Source organism: Kordia sp. E (assembly GCF_056033805.1).
This window is the reverse complement of sequence record NZ_JBRASR010000004.1, coordinates 85,578-103,647: the sequence shown is the minus strand read 5'-3', so window position 1 is coordinate 103,647 and position 18,070 is coordinate 85,578. Positions and strand designations below refer to the sequence as shown.

The 18,070-nt window shown below is 32.3% G+C and carries 19 protein-coding genes; 9 read left to right on the top strand and 10 right to left on the bottom strand.

Annotated elements, in window-relative coordinates; genetic code table 11:
- Window positions 1-78: 78 nt before the first annotated feature.
- Window positions 79-432 (top strand): DUF983 domain-containing protein, encoded by a 354-nt coding sequence (locus ACUUYC_RS19930; RefSeq protein WP_474268688.1) that lies wholly within the window; start codon window positions 79-81, stop codon window positions 430-432.
- A gap of 98 nt (window positions 433-530) precedes the next feature.
- Complete coding sequence (locus tag ACUUYC_RS19925; protein ID WP_474268686.1) at window positions 531-1,043, top strand: DinB family protein; 513 nt, start codon at window positions 531-533, stop codon at window positions 1,041-1,043.
- Between the two features lie 3 nt (window positions 1,044-1,046).
- Here ACUUYC_RS19925 and ACUUYC_RS19920 read toward each other — a convergent pair whose 3' ends face one another.
- On the bottom strand, window positions 1,047-1,322 hold the full coding sequence (locus tag ACUUYC_RS19920; RefSeq protein WP_474268684.1) for a hypothetical protein: 276 nt from the start codon (window positions 1,320-1,322) through the stop codon (window positions 1,047-1,049).
- 134 nt (window positions 1,323-1,456) lie between these two features.
- Entirely contained in the window at window positions 1,457-2,524 is a 1,068-nt protein-coding gene (aroB, locus tag ACUUYC_RS19915) for a 3-dehydroquinate synthase (protein ID WP_474268682.1), read from the bottom strand.
- Window positions 2,525-2,621: 97 nt separating this feature from the next.
- Between aroB and ACUUYC_RS19910 the strand changes: the two genes are divergently transcribed.
- Together ACUUYC_RS19910 and ACUUYC_RS19905 are read left to right on the top strand one after the other, a co-directional pair.
- Window positions 2,622-3,788, top strand: coding sequence for a proline dehydrogenase family protein (locus ACUUYC_RS19910; protein ID WP_474268680.1), 1,167 nt, complete (start codon window positions 2,622-2,624; stop codon window positions 3,786-3,788).
- A gap of 58 nt (window positions 3,789-3,846) precedes the next feature.
- Window positions 3,847-6,690, top strand: a complete 2,844-nt coding sequence (locus tag ACUUYC_RS19905; protein ID WP_474268678.1) for a M16 family metallopeptidase — start codon at window positions 3,847-3,849, stop codon at window positions 6,688-6,690.
- Window positions 6,691-6,697: 7 nt separating this feature from the next.
- On the opposite strand, the gene ACUUYC_RS19900 is transcribed toward ACUUYC_RS19905, so the two are convergent.
- The 8 genes from ACUUYC_RS19900 to porX form a co-directional block, all read right to left on the bottom strand.
- Window positions 6,698-7,081, bottom strand: a complete 384-nt coding sequence (locus ACUUYC_RS19900; protein WP_474268676.1) for a hypothetical protein — start codon at window positions 7,079-7,081, stop codon at window positions 6,698-6,700.
- A 3-nt stretch (window positions 7,082-7,084) separates the two neighbouring features.
- Window positions 7,085-8,284, bottom strand: coding sequence for an alanine dehydrogenase (locus ACUUYC_RS19895; RefSeq protein WP_474268674.1), 1,200 nt, complete (start codon window positions 8,282-8,284; stop codon window positions 7,085-7,087).
- 58 nt (window positions 8,285-8,342) lie between these two features.
- Complete coding sequence (locus tag ACUUYC_RS19890; protein WP_474268672.1) at window positions 8,343-8,894, bottom strand: hypothetical protein; 552 nt, start codon at window positions 8,892-8,894, stop codon at window positions 8,343-8,345.
- 262 nt (window positions 8,895-9,156) lie between these two features.
- Window positions 9,157-9,348 (bottom strand): hypothetical protein, encoded by a 192-nt coding sequence (locus tag ACUUYC_RS19885; RefSeq protein ID WP_474268670.1) that lies wholly within the window; start codon window positions 9,346-9,348, stop codon window positions 9,157-9,159.
- A gap of 295 nt (window positions 9,349-9,643) precedes the next feature.
- Window positions 9,644-9,796, bottom strand: a complete 153-nt coding sequence (locus ACUUYC_RS19880; protein ID WP_474268667.1) for a hypothetical protein — start codon at window positions 9,794-9,796, stop codon at window positions 9,644-9,646.
- A gap of 172 nt (window positions 9,797-9,968) precedes the next feature.
- Window positions 9,969-10,310 carry a hypothetical protein gene (locus ACUUYC_RS19875; protein ID WP_474268665.1) on the bottom strand — a complete coding sequence of 114 codons (342 nt, stop codon included), beginning with the start codon at window positions 10,308-10,310 and terminating at the stop codon, window positions 9,969-9,971.
- A 507-nt stretch (window positions 10,311-10,817) separates the two neighbouring features.
- Window positions 10,818-11,267 (bottom strand): tRNA (adenosine(37)-N6)-threonylcarbamoyltransferase complex ATPase subunit type 1 TsaE, encoded by a 450-nt coding sequence (tsaE, locus tag ACUUYC_RS19870; protein ID WP_474269305.1) that lies wholly within the window; start codon window positions 11,265-11,267, stop codon window positions 10,818-10,820.
- Window positions 11,268-11,313: 46 nt separating this feature from the next.
- On the bottom strand, window positions 11,314-12,861 hold the full coding sequence (gene porX, locus ACUUYC_RS19865; protein WP_474268663.1) for a T9SS response regulator signal transducer PorX: 1,548 nt from the start codon (window positions 12,859-12,861) through the stop codon (window positions 11,314-11,316).
- Between the two features lie 81 nt (window positions 12,862-12,942).
- On the opposite strand from porX, the gene ACUUYC_RS19860 reads away from it, so the two are divergent.
- The 5 genes from ACUUYC_RS19860 to efp are packed head-to-tail and all read left to right on the top strand — an operon-like array spanning window position 12,943 to window position 18,062.
- Complete coding sequence (locus tag ACUUYC_RS19860) at window positions 12,943-14,172, top strand: HD domain-containing protein (protein WP_474268661.1); 1,230 nt, start codon at window positions 12,943-12,945, stop codon at window positions 14,170-14,172.
- Between the two features lie 24 nt (window positions 14,173-14,196).
- On the top strand, window positions 14,197-15,225 hold the full coding sequence (gene lpxD, locus ACUUYC_RS19855) for a UDP-3-O-(3-hydroxymyristoyl)glucosamine N-acyltransferase (protein ID WP_474268659.1): 1,029 nt from the start codon (window positions 14,197-14,199) through the stop codon (window positions 15,223-15,225).
- Window positions 15,218-16,639, top strand: coding sequence for a bifunctional UDP-3-O-[3-hydroxymyristoyl] N-acetylglucosamine deacetylase/3-hydroxyacyl-ACP dehydratase (locus ACUUYC_RS19850; protein WP_474268656.1), 1,422 nt, complete (start codon window positions 15,218-15,220; stop codon window positions 16,637-16,639). Before lpxD ends, ACUUYC_RS19850 begins: the two co-directional genes overlap by 8 nt.
- A 59-nt stretch (window positions 16,640-16,698) precedes the next feature.
- The gene (gene lpxA / locus ACUUYC_RS19845) at window positions 16,699-17,484 is read left to right on the top strand and encodes an acyl-ACP--UDP-N-acetylglucosamine O-acyltransferase (RefSeq protein ID WP_474268653.1); all 786 of its coding nucleotides are present in this window, start codon (window positions 16,699-16,701) and stop codon (window positions 17,482-17,484) included.
- An 11-nt stretch (window positions 17,485-17,495) separates the two neighbouring features.
- Entirely contained in the window at window positions 17,496-18,062 is a 567-nt protein-coding gene (gene efp, locus ACUUYC_RS19840; protein WP_474268651.1) for an elongation factor P, read from the top strand.
- Window positions 18,063-18,070: the final 8 nt, after the last annotated feature.

The following is an 18,070-nucleotide window of genomic DNA, read 5'->3' as shown; positions in this document are numbered from 1 at the left end:
TTTTTGTGCTATAAAATGCGAAAATACAAACTTTATTTCAATCAACTGATTTCTAACTTTGTATAAAATATAGAAAACATGAGAAGCGCAATAGGAAATATCTGTCATGGAACCTGTCCTAACTGTAGTAAAGGAAAAATTTTTGAAAAAAAAGGATTGTTATATAAGATGAGAATGCCAAAAATGTATGAAAACTGTACAGTTTGCGGATATAAGTTTGAAAAAGAACCAGGTTATTTTTTCGGAGCAATGTATGTAAGTTATATGTTAACGGTAGCACAGGCTGTTGGTTTGTATATGATACTTGTACACGTATTTCAATTTAATGATAATCTTCAAATCTTCTTAATGATTGCGGCTGGAATGATTGGATTGTCGTTTTTTAACATGCGAATTTCCAGAATAATTTGGATTCATCTGTTTAAAAATTAATTTTTATTATTGAAATTTAAGTATTGAATTTTTAATTATTCAATCTTTCAATATCAATCAAAATAGTAGTATTTTTAGCATTCAAAAATGCAAACTACATGATACCATTTCCAGAAACTACAGAGTACAATCCATATTATACACAATACATTCAATCTTATGAAGGCGAAAATGTTCTTGATTTTTTAGAAAAAGGATTAATTGAGGTTAATGATTTAATGGCTTCGCTAACTGAAGAAAAGTTAAAAAGTGCATATGCTGAAGGAAAATGGACAATAAAAGAAGTATTGCAGCACATTATGGATACAGAACGTATTTTTTGCAATAGAGCGTTACGCTTTGCGCGAAATGACAAGACTGAATTGCCAGGATATGAACAAGATGATTATGTTCCGTATTCGGGCGCAAATGAGCGTAATAGTATGGGAATGTTGCGTGAATATAATGCAATTCGTCAAGCGACAATCACGATGTTTCAAGGGTTTTCAGATGAAATGTTGGCAAGAGTAGGAGTTGCAAGCGGAAGTGATATGTCCGTTCGCGCTATTGCGCACGTTATTACAGGTCATGAGCGTCACCACATGAACGTTATTAAGGAGCGTTATTTATAAAAATCATTCTTCCGAAAAATCTTCAATAGTATCAGGAGCAATTTCTTCTAAATCATTTGATTCAGTAGAAATATTTGTCATGGTGTAATGTAACTTGCTACTAACTTTTACTAAGTAAATTGTATCTGTTGTTTTCACTTCAACGGCTTCAATAGTGTTATTGTGATGATCATCAAATATAACAATATCACGATCTCTATAGCCGCCAGGATAGCGTTCTTGTAAAAGCTGAAGAATTTCAGGTGTCACTTTCTTATAATCTATGATTGCTTTTCTCATAGGAATAATTGTTTAAAATTAATACTACGGTCATAGGTAAATAGTGGGAATCTTTTACTAATTAGATTATACTAAAAGTACAACTATTTTTTTTGAAAAGAAAAATTAAATGACACCTTAACGTCTTTTTAAGGTTAAGAATTGTAAAAGTTAAAAGCGTTTATGATTGTAGTATTTGGTACAATCTTATCTAAAACAGGTGTTCCGATATCGTTCAATAAAACAAAATTAATGTTTCCATGAGAATTCTTTTTGTCGTATTTCATCAATTCGATAATTGCTTCATAATCAGAATTATCAAACTGAACTTTTCCGTACATGTCTAAAATCACCTTTTTAACTTCGGTTAGTTTTTCTGTTGGAAATTGTTCTTGTTGGTTTGAAATATAACAAGCTAAAATCATTCCGACAGCAATAGCTTCTCCGTGCAAAAGTGCTTTTTTTGTTTCATGTGTTAACAAATACGATTCAATAGCATGTCCAAGTGTATGTCCAAAATTCAGAATCTTACGAAGTCCTTTTTCGGTTGGATCTTCTGTGACAACGCTATTTTTAATCTGAACAGATTCATGAATCAATATATCTAAATCTTCAATGGTGAAATTTGAAAGATTAATCATTTTAGTCCAATAAGCTTCATCATAAATCAATCCGTGTTTTAGCATTTCTGCCAAACCGCTTCGCATTTCATTTGCTGGTAATGAATCTAAAAATGAAGTGTCAATCAATACCATTTCTGGAATATTAATCACGCCAATTTGATTCTTTAATGTACCCAAATCAACGCCCGTTTTTCCGCCAACAGAAGCGTCAACCATTGCTAATAAAGAAGTAGGAACGTTAATATATGAAATTCCACGTTTAAAAGTTGAAGCAACAAATCCACCAAGATCCGTTACAACGCCGCCGCCAACATTAATCATGAGGCTTTTTCTATCAGCATTCAACTCAGAAAGAACATTCCAAACGCCTGTGCATGTTTCTATATTTTTATGAATTTCTCCAGCTGTAATTTCAATAACTTCAATAGGAGTTTCTGTTGCTAATACCGCCAAAAAATTTGGCAAGCAAAATTCGTGTGTATGTGTATCAACTAAGATAAAAATCTTAGAATAATTGCTATCTTGTAAATGCTCGTGGAGTTTCGTGTAACAATTTGAATTGAAATGAACGAAATAGTTCGCTGCTTGAATAGAATTCATAAACTAGAAAAAACTTTATATCGTCACAAAATAAAGCCTTTTTTAAACAAAATAATAATAATTCAATAACTATATTTGTGATAGTAATTATTTATAAATGGACCAAATTTTCAATAATACCGAGAATGCTTTTGCACTAAAAACAGATTCTCAACTCGAAAGAGCTTATTTTTTATTTAAACTTATCGCAAATCAACCATTAGTTCGTATTGGAACCGCAGTTACAAATTTTGCTATCAAAGCACATTTGCCAGTTGAAAGTTTGATCAGAGCTACTGTTTTTGATCATTTTTGTGGAGGAACAACTGAGGAAGAATGTATTCCTGTAGTTGACAATATGTTTCAGAAAGGAGTTTGCAGTGTGTTGGATTATTCTGTAGAAGGAAAAGAAGAAGAAGCGCAATTTGATGCTACACTAGAAAAAATCTTGAAAATCTTAAACTTCGTAAAAGAGAAACAAGCAATTCCGTTTGCCGTTTTTAAACCAACTGGGTTTGGGCGAATTTCATTATATCAAAAAGTTGGGGAAGGGAAAGAATTAACCTCAGACGAAAAAGAAGAATGGAATCGGGTTATAAATCGTTTTGATATTGTTTGTAAAAAAGCACATGAAATGGATGTTGCTTTATTGATTGACGGAGAAGAAAGCTGGATGCAAGATGCTGCAGACGCTATTGTTGCAGATATGATGCGAAAGTATAATAAAGAGAAACCAATAGTGTACAACACGTTACAAATGTATCGTTGGGATCGTCTAGACTATTTAAAACAACTACATATAGATGCCAAAGCGCAAGGATTTCATATTGGAATGAAACTAGTACGTGGCGCTTATATGGAAAAGGAAAATAATAGAGCAGAAGAGTTAGGGTACAAATCTCCTATATGCATATCAAAACAAGCAACAGATGAAAACTTCGATGCTGGTGTAATATATATGTTAAACCATTTAGATTGTATGGCTGTTTTTGCGGGAACGCATAATGAAGAGAGTTCATATAAAGTGGCAGAAATTATGAAAACGAAGCAAGTTGAAAATAATGATTCACGTGTTTGGTTTGGTCAATTATATGGAATGAGTGATCATATTAGTTTTAATTTGGCAGCAGAAGGGTATAATGTTGCTAAATACTTGCCATTTGGTCCTGTAAGAGATGTAATGCCATATTTAATAAGAAGGGCGGAAGAAAATACTTCTGTAGCGGGTCAAACATCTAGAGAATTAAGTCTATTAAAACAAGAAAGGAAAAGACGGAAATTGTAGTTTACAGTTTCTATTTTTTGAAATAACCAATTAACCTATACCAATAAATTGCCAACCTATGAAAACCACCCACCCAAAGTTAGCACTTACTGTGCTATTACTCATATTGATGTATGCATGCAAAAATGAAAAACCCACGATAACAGAAAAAGAATCGAATTTTTCATTATCCTATGAGAAATTTACACTAGATAATGGACTCGAAGTTGTACTTCATGAAGATCATTCAGATCCTATGATTGCTGTAGCGACGTTAATGCATGTTGGTTCTAATAGGGAAAAACTTGGGAAAACAGGGTTTGCGCATTTCTTTGAGCATATGGCATTTAACGATTCTGAAAATGTGCCTAGAGGTTCTAATAGAAAAGTAATTCCACAATGGGGCGGTAGCCGAAATGGAGCTACTTGGTCAGATGGAACTATTTATTATGAAGTTGTGCCAAAAGATGCTTTTGAAAAAATTCTTTGGATTGATTCTGATCGATTGGGTTATATGATTAATACTGTAACAGAAGAAGCTTTAGAGCGTGAAAAACAAGTTGTAAAGAACGAAAAACGTCAAAACTATGACAATGTTCCATATGGTTTTACATCCGAAGTAATTAAAGCAAATTTATATCCAAAAAACCATCCATATAATTGGAATGTTATAGGTTCTTTGCAAGATTTACAGGCAGCAACATTAGAAGATGTAAAAGAATTTTATAGTGAATATTATGGGCCAAACAATGCCACGTTGGTAATTGCAGGTGATATAGATATTGAAGAAACTAAAAAATCGGTTCAAAAATGGTTTGGTGAAATTAAAAAAGGAAAAGATGTTCCGAAATTAGTACCATTGCCAGTAGTTCTAACAGAAACAAAATCGTTATATTTTGAGGATAATTTTGCAAAGTTACCTGAAATTCGTTTGGTATTTCCAACAGTAGAAATGTATCATAAAGATCAATATGCACTAGATATTTTAGGTCAAGTGTTAAGTGGAAATAAAAAATCTCCTTTATATAAAGAAATTATTACTTCAAAAAAATTAGCACCAAATGTGTCGTCATATAACTCTAGTAGTGAATTGGCAGGAGAATTTGTATTTAGAATAAGAGGAAATGCTGGTGTAGATTTAAATGAAATTAAAAAAGGAATTGACAATGCATTGTTAGATTTTGAAAACACTTTTGATGATGCACAATTAAAAAGAATCAAGGCGCAGCAAGAAGTTCAGTTGTATAAACAAAATGAGTCTGTAAAAGACAAGGCATTTGCTTTGGCAAATGGTAATGTATATGCAAATGATCCTGCACATGTGCTAAAAGAAGCAAAGTATACTAAAGCAGTTACAAAAGAAGATGTAATTAGGGTTTACAATACATATATCAAAGATAAAAATTATGTAATGACTTCATTTGTTCCTAAAGGACAACTAGATCTGGTAATGAAAGATGCTGTAAAAGCTGAAGTATATCAAGAAGAAATTGTGCAAGGGAAAGTAAATGAGGAAGTTGGGCAAGGAGAAGTAGCTAGTTATGAAAAAACGGTAACAAAACATGACCGTTCTGAGCCGCCATTTGGCGAATTACCGTTGTTTAAATCACCAAAAATTTGGACAAGTCAGCTCGCAAATGGAATTAAGGTTTATGGAATTGAAAATAATGAAGTTCCATTGGTTTCATTCGATATATCAATTGATGGCGGTCACTATTTAGATCCAAAAGACAAAGCAGGATTAGCGAATTTATTAGGTGCTTTGTTGATGGAAGGCACTGAATTTAAGACACCTTCTGAGTTAGAGGAAGCTATTGAAATGTTGGGTGCCAGCATTTTTGTAAGAAGCAGAGATGAAGGAATGTTTATCTCTGGAAATTGTTTGGCAGAGAATTTTGAGAAAACAATTGAATTAGTTGAAGAAATCATATTACATCCACGATGGGATGAAGCTGAGTTTGTAAGACTAAAAGGAGCATTGTTGACAAGCCTTAAAGGGCGAGAGGCAAATCCTAGAACGGTTGCTTATCAGTCGTTTAGAAAACTTATTTATGGTGAAAATCATATTTTAGGAATTCCAAGTCTAGGAACAACAGAAACTGTAAAAAACATCTCAATAGTTGATTTAAAAGACTTTTTTGCTAAAAATATTTCTGCAGATTTGGTGAATGTTCATGTTGCAGGAGCTATTGATAAAACTAAAGTGAACGAATCGTTTGCGAGTTTAGGAGAAAACTGGCAAACAAAAGAAGTGTCGTTTCCAACGTATGAATTGCCAGTGCAAGAACATGCAGGGAAGTTGTTTTTTATTGATTTTCCTGGAGCAAAACAATCTGTGATTTATACAGGTAAATTGGGACTTTCAGAAGCAAATTCTGAGTATAATAATCTTGAATATGCAAATCAAGTTCTTGGTGGCGGATCAAGCGGACGTTTGTTTCAGACATTACGAATTGAAAAAGGATATACTTATGGAGCTTATTCTTTTTTACAGAAATTAGAGGAGAAAGCACCTTTTGTTGCGCAAACGAGTGTTAGGGCAAATGCTACATTACCATCATTAAAAATTATTGAAGATTTGATTGGTAATTATGGAAAGGATTTTTCAGAAAATGAAGTTGTAATTACTAAAAATAAAGTCTTAAAAAGTAGTGCGAAAGATTATGAAGAATTAAGCGATAAAATTAAAATTTTACAACAAATTAGTAAATATGATAGGTCGTTTAGTTACTTGGAAGAAAATCAAAAAGAACTAGTTGACATGAAATTGGTTGATTTTCAGGAAATTATAAAGGAGTATATTGATGAATCAGATATGTTTTATTTAGTTGTTGGTGATAAAGAAACACAACTAGATGAAATTAGTAAGTTTGGCAAAGGAGAAGTAATTGAATTAGATATTTACGGAAACTTAAAAGAATAAAATAGATTTAATCAATCATTTTAATTGTTTGAATTTGCGCAGTACTATCACAATTCAATATGGTAAGTTCAATTTCTTTATTGCGCAACATTCCTTCTATAATATATAATTTACAGCTGTCAATTTTAACCTTACTTCTAGAAAAATCTACATCTCCATATGTTAGGATGTTTGAAATTTCGGAAGTATCAATTTCTTTATTATCGATTAATTGGTGAATTTCGGGCGAAAAATGGCGCTCTTTCATTCGTATATTCTTTAGTGTACGCGCATTTGGAAGATAATTAAATTCACATGTTACACCACGTCCACGAATTAGAAAAGCAAAAATGACCAATCCGATTGCAACTCCACCTAAATAAAAACCTGTACGTCTTAAAAGACTGCTCATCTACTAAAAAATTAGAAAATTAATATCTGTATACGGAAGGCTAAACCAATCTGCTACTGATTTATTGGTTAAAACCCCGTGGTAAAAGTACAACCCATTTTTTAATCCTTTGTCAAAACGCAGCGAATTTTCTAATCCGCCATCTTCGGCAATTTTTAATAAATAAGGCGTGAATATGTTACTTATTGATACAGAGGCAGTTCTGGAATATCTAGCTGGGATATTTGGAACACAATAATGAATCACTCCATGTTTTTCAAAAGTAGGATGATCGTGTGTTGTAATTTCACTTGTTTCTATGCAACCGCCCATATCAATACTCACATCAATAATTACTGCGCCTTTTTTCATATTCTCCACCATAGTTTCGGAAACTAGAATCGGAGATCTGTTTTTTCCGCGAACAGCACCAATTAAAACATCGCAACGTTTTAATGCTTTCAATAAATTTTTTGGTTGAATTGTAGATGTATAAATTGGTCTTCCTAAATTCGTTTGAATACAGCGCAATTTGGTAATTGAATTATCAAAAACTTTTACATTTGCACCCAATCCTAAAGCAGAACGAGAGGCAAATTCTCCAACAGTACCAGCGCCAACAATTACAACTTCAGCAGGTGGAACTCCACTGATGTTTCCTAGCATTAATCCGTTACCATTATTGACATTAGCCATTAATTCGGAGGCAATTAAAACAGAGGCAGTTCCAGCAATTTCACTTAATGATCGTACAGCAGGGTACGTTCCGTCTTCATCTTTAATATATTCAAAAGCCAATGCTGTAACGCGTTTGCTTGCTAATGTTTCAAAATATTTTTTGGAACGAATTTTAATCTGTAATGCAGAAATTAAAATCGTTTGTGGATTCAACAATTCTAATTCAGCCAACGTTGGTGGTTCAACTTTTAAGATAATAGGGCAGGAGAACACTTTTCGAGTGTCATTTGTAATTTCTCCACCAGCTTCGGTATAATCTTTATCTGAAAAATTTGCTTCTTTTCCAGCGCAACTTTCAATTAACACACGATGTCCGTGTGCCACAAGTGCAGCAACAGCATCTGGTGTTAAACAAACACGCTTTTCTTGATATGAAGTTTCTTTTGGAATTCCAATAAACAATTCTTGTTTATGTTTCAGAATTTCAAGCGTTTCTTCTTGTGGAAGTAATTGTTGTTTGGTGAAAGGTGATAAAGATTTTGCCATGAAGCAATATAATTGATTAGAAGAATGAAGTTACAAATAAAAATGAAGTTAAAAAATACTATTTATTTTCTTCTCCCATTTCTTTTTCTTTTCGTTCGTATTCCGCTAGTTCGGCATCCATTTTAGCTAGATCAATTCCGTAAACATGTTTGTCAAATAATTTTATTCTAATAAAATATACGATAGGTATTATAATCATCATTATTGGAATTAGCCAGTAAATTTCCAATTCATCAAATTGTTTAGATTCATCATTGATTGCTTGTATTAATTGAAAAGCAAACATGGCAATTGGAATTAAAATAACATGATACCACCAATCTCTACATGTCAGAAACCATAAAATTAATAAAAATAAGGGTATGATTTTATTCATACATACCCATCCAACCATTCTAACATTTTCATAATAATTACTTTCAAATGTAAATAGAAAAGTTTCCCAAGACTTTTCTTTTGGGAAACTTTCATATAAATAAAATATGTATGGTGTTATCGCTATTAAAAAAGCAACAATAGTAGATTTGATTAATCTGTTTTTAGTTATGCCTTGGAAGTTTGACTTTATCTTTGTCAACTCCTTCTTCGGTTTGGTATGGATTGTCTTCATCAGCAATACTGTCTGGGTTACAAGATACAAATAATATTGTTGATACGGCTGCTAAAATGTAAAGGTAGAATTTAGTTTTCATGTGATAATTAGTTATTTAGTTTAACGATGGGTCAAACTTATTGAATAACCTACTAATTACCAGAAAATTAGCAATATATATTTTCTACGTACTTTTGTTGAATTTGGGTTAATTCAACAAAAGTCGTAGAATTTAAAGTTTTTTGTATTTTTTCGTAAGTATTTTCGCGAATATACAGATTTATTTTAGTTCATTTATGTTTTGAGCTTCTTTTTCTTTACGATCATATTCGTCAAGCTCTGCTTCAATCTTTTTTAAATCAATTCCTAAAACTAGTTTATCAAATAGTTTTATTCTTATTAAATATATTATTGGAGCAATAACCATTACTATAGGAATAACCCAATATATTTCAATCTCATCTACATTCATTGAATTCTTAAAAAAGGCATTTACGAATTGAAAAGCATACATTATCATAGGAACTAAGATAATATGATACCACCAATGCTTACAAGTTAGAAACCAAATTATAAATAGAGTTAGAGGTACGATCTTACTTAAATATATCCAAAAGGCAATATATACATCACCGTAGCCATTATCTGTTATTGTGAATAAGAGTATTTTCCATTCACTAACTTTAGGAATATATTCGTATAAATAATATATAAAAGGCGATGTCAGAATAATTAAAATTATTAAGCTATCAATTATAAGCCGTTTTCTAACCGACGTGTACGTGTTTGATTTCTTTTCTGTCAACTCCTTGTTCTGTTTCGTATGGGTTGTCTTCATCAGCAATGCTATCTGGATTACAAGATACAAATAAAATTGTTGATACAGCTGCTAATAGGTAAAGGTAGAATTTAGTTTTCATCTTAATTAATTTAGATTATTTAGTTTAACGATGGGTCAAACTTATTGAATAACCAAATGTTACCTTTAAAAAAAGCATAATATATTTTCTACGTATTTTTGCTAGTTTTAGCTAAACTGAATGAAATACATAGAAAATAGTATATCTTAAAATTATTTCAATGAACTTATTATTATTCTTGTGATTCTACTAATAGATTTTTTTCTTCTAACTCTTTTCGTCTGTATTCTTCTAATTCTGCTTCGATCTTTTTTAAATCAATACCCAGAACTAATTTGTCGAATAATTTTATTCGAATGAAATATACAATTGGAACTATAATCATCATTATTGGAATCAACCAATAAATTTCTATATCGTCATGGTATTGTACTTCATCATTAATTGCTGTATATAATTGAAAAGCATACATTGTGATTGGTACTAATATGGCATGATACCACCAATGCTTACAAGTGAAAAACCATAATGTCAGTAGGCATAAAGGAACAAATTTACCTAAAACTACCCACATTGTAAAATATACACTCTCTTGTAGCTTACTTTCAAAAGTGAAAAAAGTAGTTTCCCAAATTTTTTCATCAGGAAAGCTTTCATAAAGATAAAATACATATGGTGATATGATTATAAGTATTGCAACGATACTACCCGTTACTAGGGACTTTGATCTTTTTTTTGCTATTTCTGTCGAGTTTTTGTTCTGTTTCGTATGGGTTATCTTCGTCTGCAATGCTATCTGGGTTACAAGACACAAATGTTACTGATGCAAATACTACTGCTGCGAATAAATAATTTCTTAATTTCATTTTGTTTTAGGTTTTAGTTTTACGATGATGCAAACTTATCCATTTAAACAAGTGATTTTCAGAAAAGTACTATATTTTATTTTCTACGTATTTTTATCAATTTTTTACTCTTTTCGTATCTATAAGAATTTTCTTAAATATACTACAAAAGTCATTTATTTGTCAGTCTTTTGGGTTTGTTTTTAGGTTATAGTTATTGTTTTTCGCTAAAAGGTTCAATTTTTTAGACGAATAGAACGAAATTGTTCGCTGATTTTTTCAATTCTTATTTGTGTAATATCATTTGGTAATAGATTTTCAATGTTTTCAGGCCATTCTATAAAGCACCAAGCATCACTATACAAGTAATCTTCAATTCCGATATCATAGGCTTCAACTTCATCTTCTATTCGATAACAATCAAAATGATACAAAATATCTTTTGCTGTATGATATTCATTCACAATTGAAAATGTTGGACTATTAGTCAACTCGTTTACACCTAGTTGCTTTGCTAAAACTTTAATAAGTGTCGTTTTTCCAACACCCATTTCACCATGAAAAGCAATAATTTTGTGTTTCGATTCTTCCAAAATAGCCGCCGCTATTTCTTCAATTTGCGAAAGATTATATTCTTTTTGCACACGCATTTCATTTTTGAGGCTTTCCCCAAATTTACTAAAAATTCTCTAATTGCCTATAAAATCACTTAGTCAGCTAGTATTTATGGCGTTATCTTGGCGATAAAACGGCAAACGGAATAATCATTTCTTCTAAAGATACGCCACCATGTTGGTAGGTGTTTCTATAGTAACTTACATAATGATTGTAGTTATTTGGATACGCAAAAAATAAATCTGTCTTCGCAAAAATAAATGAACTACTCATGTTTATTGTTGGTAAATGAATGGTTCTTGGATCTTTAGCAGCCAATACATCTTTTTGCTCATACGTTAAACTTCGTCCTGTTTTGTAGCGCAAGTTTAAACTTGTGTTTTTATCACCAACAACTTTTGAAGGATGTTTTACATTTATAGTCCCATGATCGGTTGTTATAATCAATTTAAACCCTAAACGTTGCGATTGTTGTATAATATCTAATAACGGCGAGTTTTTAAACCAACTTTGCGTTAACGATCTGTATGCTTTGTCATCAGAAGCTAATTCTTTTACAACATCCATTTCCGTTTTAGCGTGTGAGAGCATGTCTACGAAATTATAAACAACAACTGTTAAGTCATTGTCTTTTTGTGATTTAAAGTTGTCTGCGAGCTTTCTACCGCCTTTTAGGCTTGTAATTTTATGATATTGATGTTTTATGTTCAATCCTAAACGTTTCAATTGTGCTTTTAAGAAATCATTTTCATGCATGTTCTTTCCGCCTTCGTCAGTATCGTTCTTCCAATATTCTGGATGTAACTTTTCCATATCTGAAGGCATTAAGCCAGAAAAGATAGCGTTTCTAGCATATTGCGTTGCTGTTGGAAGTATACTCACAAAAGGAACTTCTTTCTCTTTTTTATAATGTGTATTTACAATTGGTTCAAAAGCTTTCCATTGATCATAACGTAAATTATCAACCACAACTAATAATGTTGGTTGTGCTTTGCTAATTTCTGGAGCAACCAATTCTCTGAATAATGTGTGCGACATTATTGGTGCTTCTTCGTTTCCAAACCAATCAGGGTAATTTTTATCGATAAACTTACCAAACTGAACATTAGCTTCGTGTTTCTGAGATTCTAAAATCTCAAACATTCCAGTATCTTCAATACCTTCTAATTGTAATTCCCAATAAATCAATTTTTGATACAACTCAATCCATTCTTCAATTGTATTTACCATTGCCATGTCCATGGCAATTTTTCGAAACTCTTGCTGGTAATTAGAAGTTGTTTTTTCAGAAATTAAACGCGAATGATCCAAATTCTTCTTCAAACTCAATAAAATCTGATTTGGATTTACTGGTTTAATCAAGTAATCGGCAATCTTAGAGCCGATTGCTTCTTCCATAATATATTCTTCCTCACTTTTTGTAATCATTACAACAGGAAGGTTATTCTGTTTTTCCTTTAATTCTGCCAAAGTTTCAATTCCTGTTAAACCAGGCATATTCTCATCTAGTAAAACAATATCGAAATTTTCTTCATCAATCATTTCAATAGCTTCTGTACCACTTGTACAAGTAGTTACGTCGTAATTTTTTTTCTGTAAAAAGAGGATATGTGGTTTTAATAAATCAATTTCATCATCAACCCAAAGAATCTTGAATGCACTCATGTATGTCTTTATTTAATAAATTATTAGTAAGGTGTGTAATTAATGTACTTATATTTGTGCTTATCTAAAATAACGTGTAAGTTGAATACTAGGAATAAGCTTAAAATTTTAAACGACCCAATTTACGGATTTATTACAATTCCAAATCCATTAATTTTCGATTTAATCGAACATAAATATTTTCAGCGCTTACGCAGAATTTCACAAATGGGCATGTCATATTTGGTTTATCCAGGTGCACATCATACACGTTTTCATCATGCATTGGGTTGTATGCATCTAATGCAAAAAGCAATTCAAGTCCTTTGTTTTAAAGGTGTTGAAATTTCTGAAGATGAAAAACAAGCATTGCTAATTGCTATATTATTACACGATATCGGTCACGGACCATTCTCACATGCTATGGAACATAGTATTGTAAATAGCGTACATCATGAAGAGATTTCACTCTTATTGATGGAACAATTAAATAAAGAATTTAACGGAAGTTTAACGCTTGCCATCGAAATATTCAAAGGAAACTATCCAAGAAAATTTATGTATCAGTTAATATCTGGTCAAATCGATATGGATAGAGCCGACTATTTAAAACGCGATAGTTTTTATACAGGAGTTGCAGAAGGAAACATCAATTCGGAACGAATCATAACGATGTTAAGTGTAGTTGATGACGAATTGGTCATAGAAGAAAAAGGAATCTATTCGGTTGAAAAATTTCTAGTTGCCCGACGATTAATGTATTGGCAGGTATATTTACATAAAACAAGTTTAGTTGCTGAGCAATTACTAATTCGCGTACTCAAAAGAGCGAAAGAATTAACGATGCAAGGAGTTGAATTACAAGCGAGCGCAGCGTTATCGTTTTTCATTCAAAATGAAATATCTAAAGAAGATTTCAACGATGAAGCCTTAGATACATTTGCTAAGTTAGACGATTATGATATCGTTTCAGCTATGAAAGAGTGGATGAATGAAGATGATTTTGTTTTGTCAAATCTTTGTCAAATGATTATCAACAGAGATTTATTGCAAATCAAAGTAAAGAACAAGCCGATTTCTACGAACAAGGTTCAAAATGAAACGCAAAGCCTAATGGAGAAATATAAAATTACTGAAGCGGAAGCATCGTATTTTGTGTTCTCAGGCGAAATATCTAATCAAGCATACAAAACAACAAGTCAGAATATAAACATCTTAATGAAAAGCGGAAAAATTCAAGATGTTGTCAAAGCTTCCGACCAATTAAACCTAAAAGCGCTCTCAAAACTAGTCACAAAATATTATATATGTTATCCAAAAGATAAACTTTAGGAGTTTTTTTATACTTTTGCGGGAATGAAGTTTACAGCCACACAAATAGCGGGTATTTTAGAAGGAGACATCTTAGGTGATCCAAATACTGAAGTATCCAAACTTTCAAAGATAGAAGAAGGTATAGAAGGTTCTTTAACTTTCTTAGCAAATCCTAAATACACACAGTACATATATAGTACGCGTGCATCTATCACAATCGTAAATAAAGATTTTAATGCTGAAGAAGAAATCTCAACAACTTTAATAAAGGTTGATGATGCATACAAATCGTTCTCAAAGCTATTAGAATACTACAATAAAGTAAAACTAAATAAAGTCGGGATTGAACAACCTGCTTTTATTTCGGAAACAGCTAACTACGGAAAAGAACTCTATTTTGGAGCATTTTCATACATGGGAGACAATGTAGAAATTGGTGATTATGTAAAAGTATATCCAAATGCATACATTGGCGATAATGTAACAATTGGTAACAATGTGGTTATTTTCGCTGGCGCTAAAATTTACTCTGAATCTGTAATTGGTGACAATTGTGTAATTCATAGTGGCGCTATAGTAGGTGCAGACGGATTTGGCTTTACGCCGAATGAAAAAGGAGAATACACTAAAGTTCCACAAACAGGAAACGTAATACTCGAAGCGAATGTAGACATTGGCGCTGGAACTACGATTGATAGAGCTACTTTAGGATCAACAGTGATCAGAAAAGGAGTGAAGCTCGATAATCAAATTCAAATTGCACACAATGTCGAAATTGGTAAAAACACAGTCATTGCCGCGCAAACTGGAATTGCAGGATCTACCAAAATTGGTGAAAACTGTATGATCGGTGGGCAAGTCGGAATCGTAGGACACATTACAATTGGCGACAACGTAAAAATTCAAGCACAATCAGGAATAGGAAGAAATATTAAAGACGGTGAAACACTGCAAGGTTCACCAGCATTAAACTATGGAGACTACAACAAATCGTATGTATACTTCAAAAATCTTCCAAAACTTGCAAAAACAATCAATCAACTAGAAAAAAAAATAAACAACAATGAGTGAAATTATTGTTAAACAAAAAACCATCGCCAAAGAAATATCTCTTACAGGTGTTGGACTACACACGGGAAAACAGGTTTCTTTAACTTTTAAACCAGCGCCAGAAAATCATGGATATGCTTTTATGCGTGTAGATTTGGAAGGAAACCCAATCATTGAAGCAGATGCAAACTATGTTGTAAATACACAACGTGGAACGGTATTGGAAAAAAGAGGTGTTAAAATTCAAACATGCGAACATGTCTTAGCGGCATTAGTAGGTTTAGAAATTGACAATGTTCTGATTGAACTAAACGAATCTGAACCACCAATAATGGACGGTTCAGCAAAATTTTTCCTTGAAGCACTAGAAGAAGCAGGAATTGTTGAACAAGAAAAGCCTCGTGACGAATACATCGTAAAAGATGTCATCTCGTACATTGATGAAGAAACAGGTAGCGAAATCACAATCATTCCTTCTGATGAATACCAAGTAACAACAATGGTTGATTTTGGTACGAAAGTTCTTGGAACACAAAATGCAACTTTAAAACATCTTTCTGACTTTAAAAAGGACATTGCTAGTTCAAGAACATTTAGTTTCTTACATGAATTAGAAATGTTATTAGAACATGGGTTAATAAAAGGTGGTGATTTAAACAATGCTATTGTGTATGTTGATAAAGAATTATCACCAGAAACAATGGACAAACTTCGTGTAGCATTTGGAAAGGAAGACATTGCTGTAAAGCCAAATGGAATTCTTGATAACCTTACGTTACATCATCCAAATGAAGCTGCACGTCACAAATTACTTGATGTAATTGGTGATTTAGCTTTAGTAGGTACACGCATTCGCGGGAAAGTAATTGCTAACAAACCAGGGCATTTTGTAAATACTCAATTTGCAAAAAAACTGTCTAAAATTATAAAAATAGAAAAGCGTAACAATGTACCAACGTATGATTTGCATAAAACTCCTTTAATGGATATCAATCAAATTATGACGATGTTGCCGCATAGACCTCCATTTTTATTAATAGATAAAATATTAGAATTATCTGATAGACATGTGGTAGGTGTTAAAAATGTTACCATGAATGAACCATTTTTTGTGGGTCATTTTCCTGGAGCGCCAGTAATGCCAGGTGTATTACAAGTAGAAGCAATGGCACAAACAGGAGGAATTTTAGTACTAAGTACAGTTCCTGATCCTGAAAACTACTTAACGTTCTTTATGAAAATAGATAAAGTAAAGTTCAAGCAAAAAGTAGTACCTGGTGATACATTAGTATTCAAAACTGAACTAATAACACCAATCCGAAGAGGAATTTGCCATATGCGTGGATTCGCATATGCAAATGGAAAAGTTGTGGCAGAAGCAGAATTAATGGCACAAATAGCACGTAAAAAAGAAGAAGACATTGTAAAAAAGTAACATCTTCTAAAAAAAGTGTACTTTACAATCAAATCATAGAAATAACTAAAAAAGAGTAGATGAATCAACCTTTAGCATACGTTCATCCAGGAGCAAAAATCGCCAAAAATGTAGTTGTAGAGCCTTTTACAACCATCCATAACAATGTTATCATTGGTGAAGGAACTTGGATCGGTTCAAATGTAACCATCATGGAAGGTGCAAGAATTGGAAAAAACTGTAATATATTTCCAGGTTCAGTAATTTCGGCACCACCACAAGATTTAAAATACCAAGGAGAAGATACTATAACAGAAATTGGCGATAATACTACCATACGTGAATGTGTAACCATTAATAAAGGTACTTCTGATCGTATGAAAACAAAAATTGGTAAAAACTGCCTGATTATGGCATATTGCCATGTTGCACACGATTGTATTGTAGGTGACAACTGCATCTTTTCAAACAATAGTACATTGGCAGGACATATTACAGTTGGAAATCATGTAATCTTAGCAGGAATGACAGCTGTACATCAATTTTGCTCTATTGGAAATCATGCGTTTGTAACTGGTGGATCATTAGTTCGTAAAGATGTTCCTCCATACGTAAAAGCAGCTCGTGAACCATTATCATATGTGGGAATCAACTCAGTTGGACTACGTAGAAGAGGATTCACAACTGAAAAAATTCGTGAAATTCAAAACATCTTTAGAATTTTATACCAAAAGAATTACAATAATACACAAGCTGCTGAAATCATTGAAGCGGAAATGGAAGCCACTACGGAACGTGATGAAATATTACAATTCATCAAAAACTCTCATAGAGGTATCATGAAAGGATATATTACATCAAATTAAAAAACTAAAAAATGGCAAGTACTTCAGATATTCGTAAAGGATTGTGCATTCGTTACAATCACGACATATTCAAAATCATAGAATTTTTACACGTAAAACCAGGAAAAGGACCTGCGTTTGTTCGTACAAAACTAAAAAGTGTTACGACAGGAAAAGTAATTGACAATACATTTTCTGCTGGACATAAAATTGAAGACGTTCGTGTAGAAACACATACATTTCAATATTTATACAGTGATGGGGAAACGTTTCACTTTATGAATACATCTGATTACAATCAAATAACATTACAAAAATCTACCTTAGATGCTCCTGAATTATTAAAAGAAGGAGAAAATGTTAAAATTCTAATCAATTCAGAAGACAGTTTACCATTATCGGTAGATATGCCAGCAAGTGTTATCTTAGAAGTAACACATACTGAACCAGGTGTTAAAGGAAATACAGCAACAAATGCTACAAAACCGGCTACAGTTGAAACTGGAGCAAGAGTTAATGTTCCTTTATTTATCAATGAAGGTGACAAAATCAAAATTGAAACTGAAAAAGGTTCCTATATGGAACGTATAAAAGAATAAAACATATA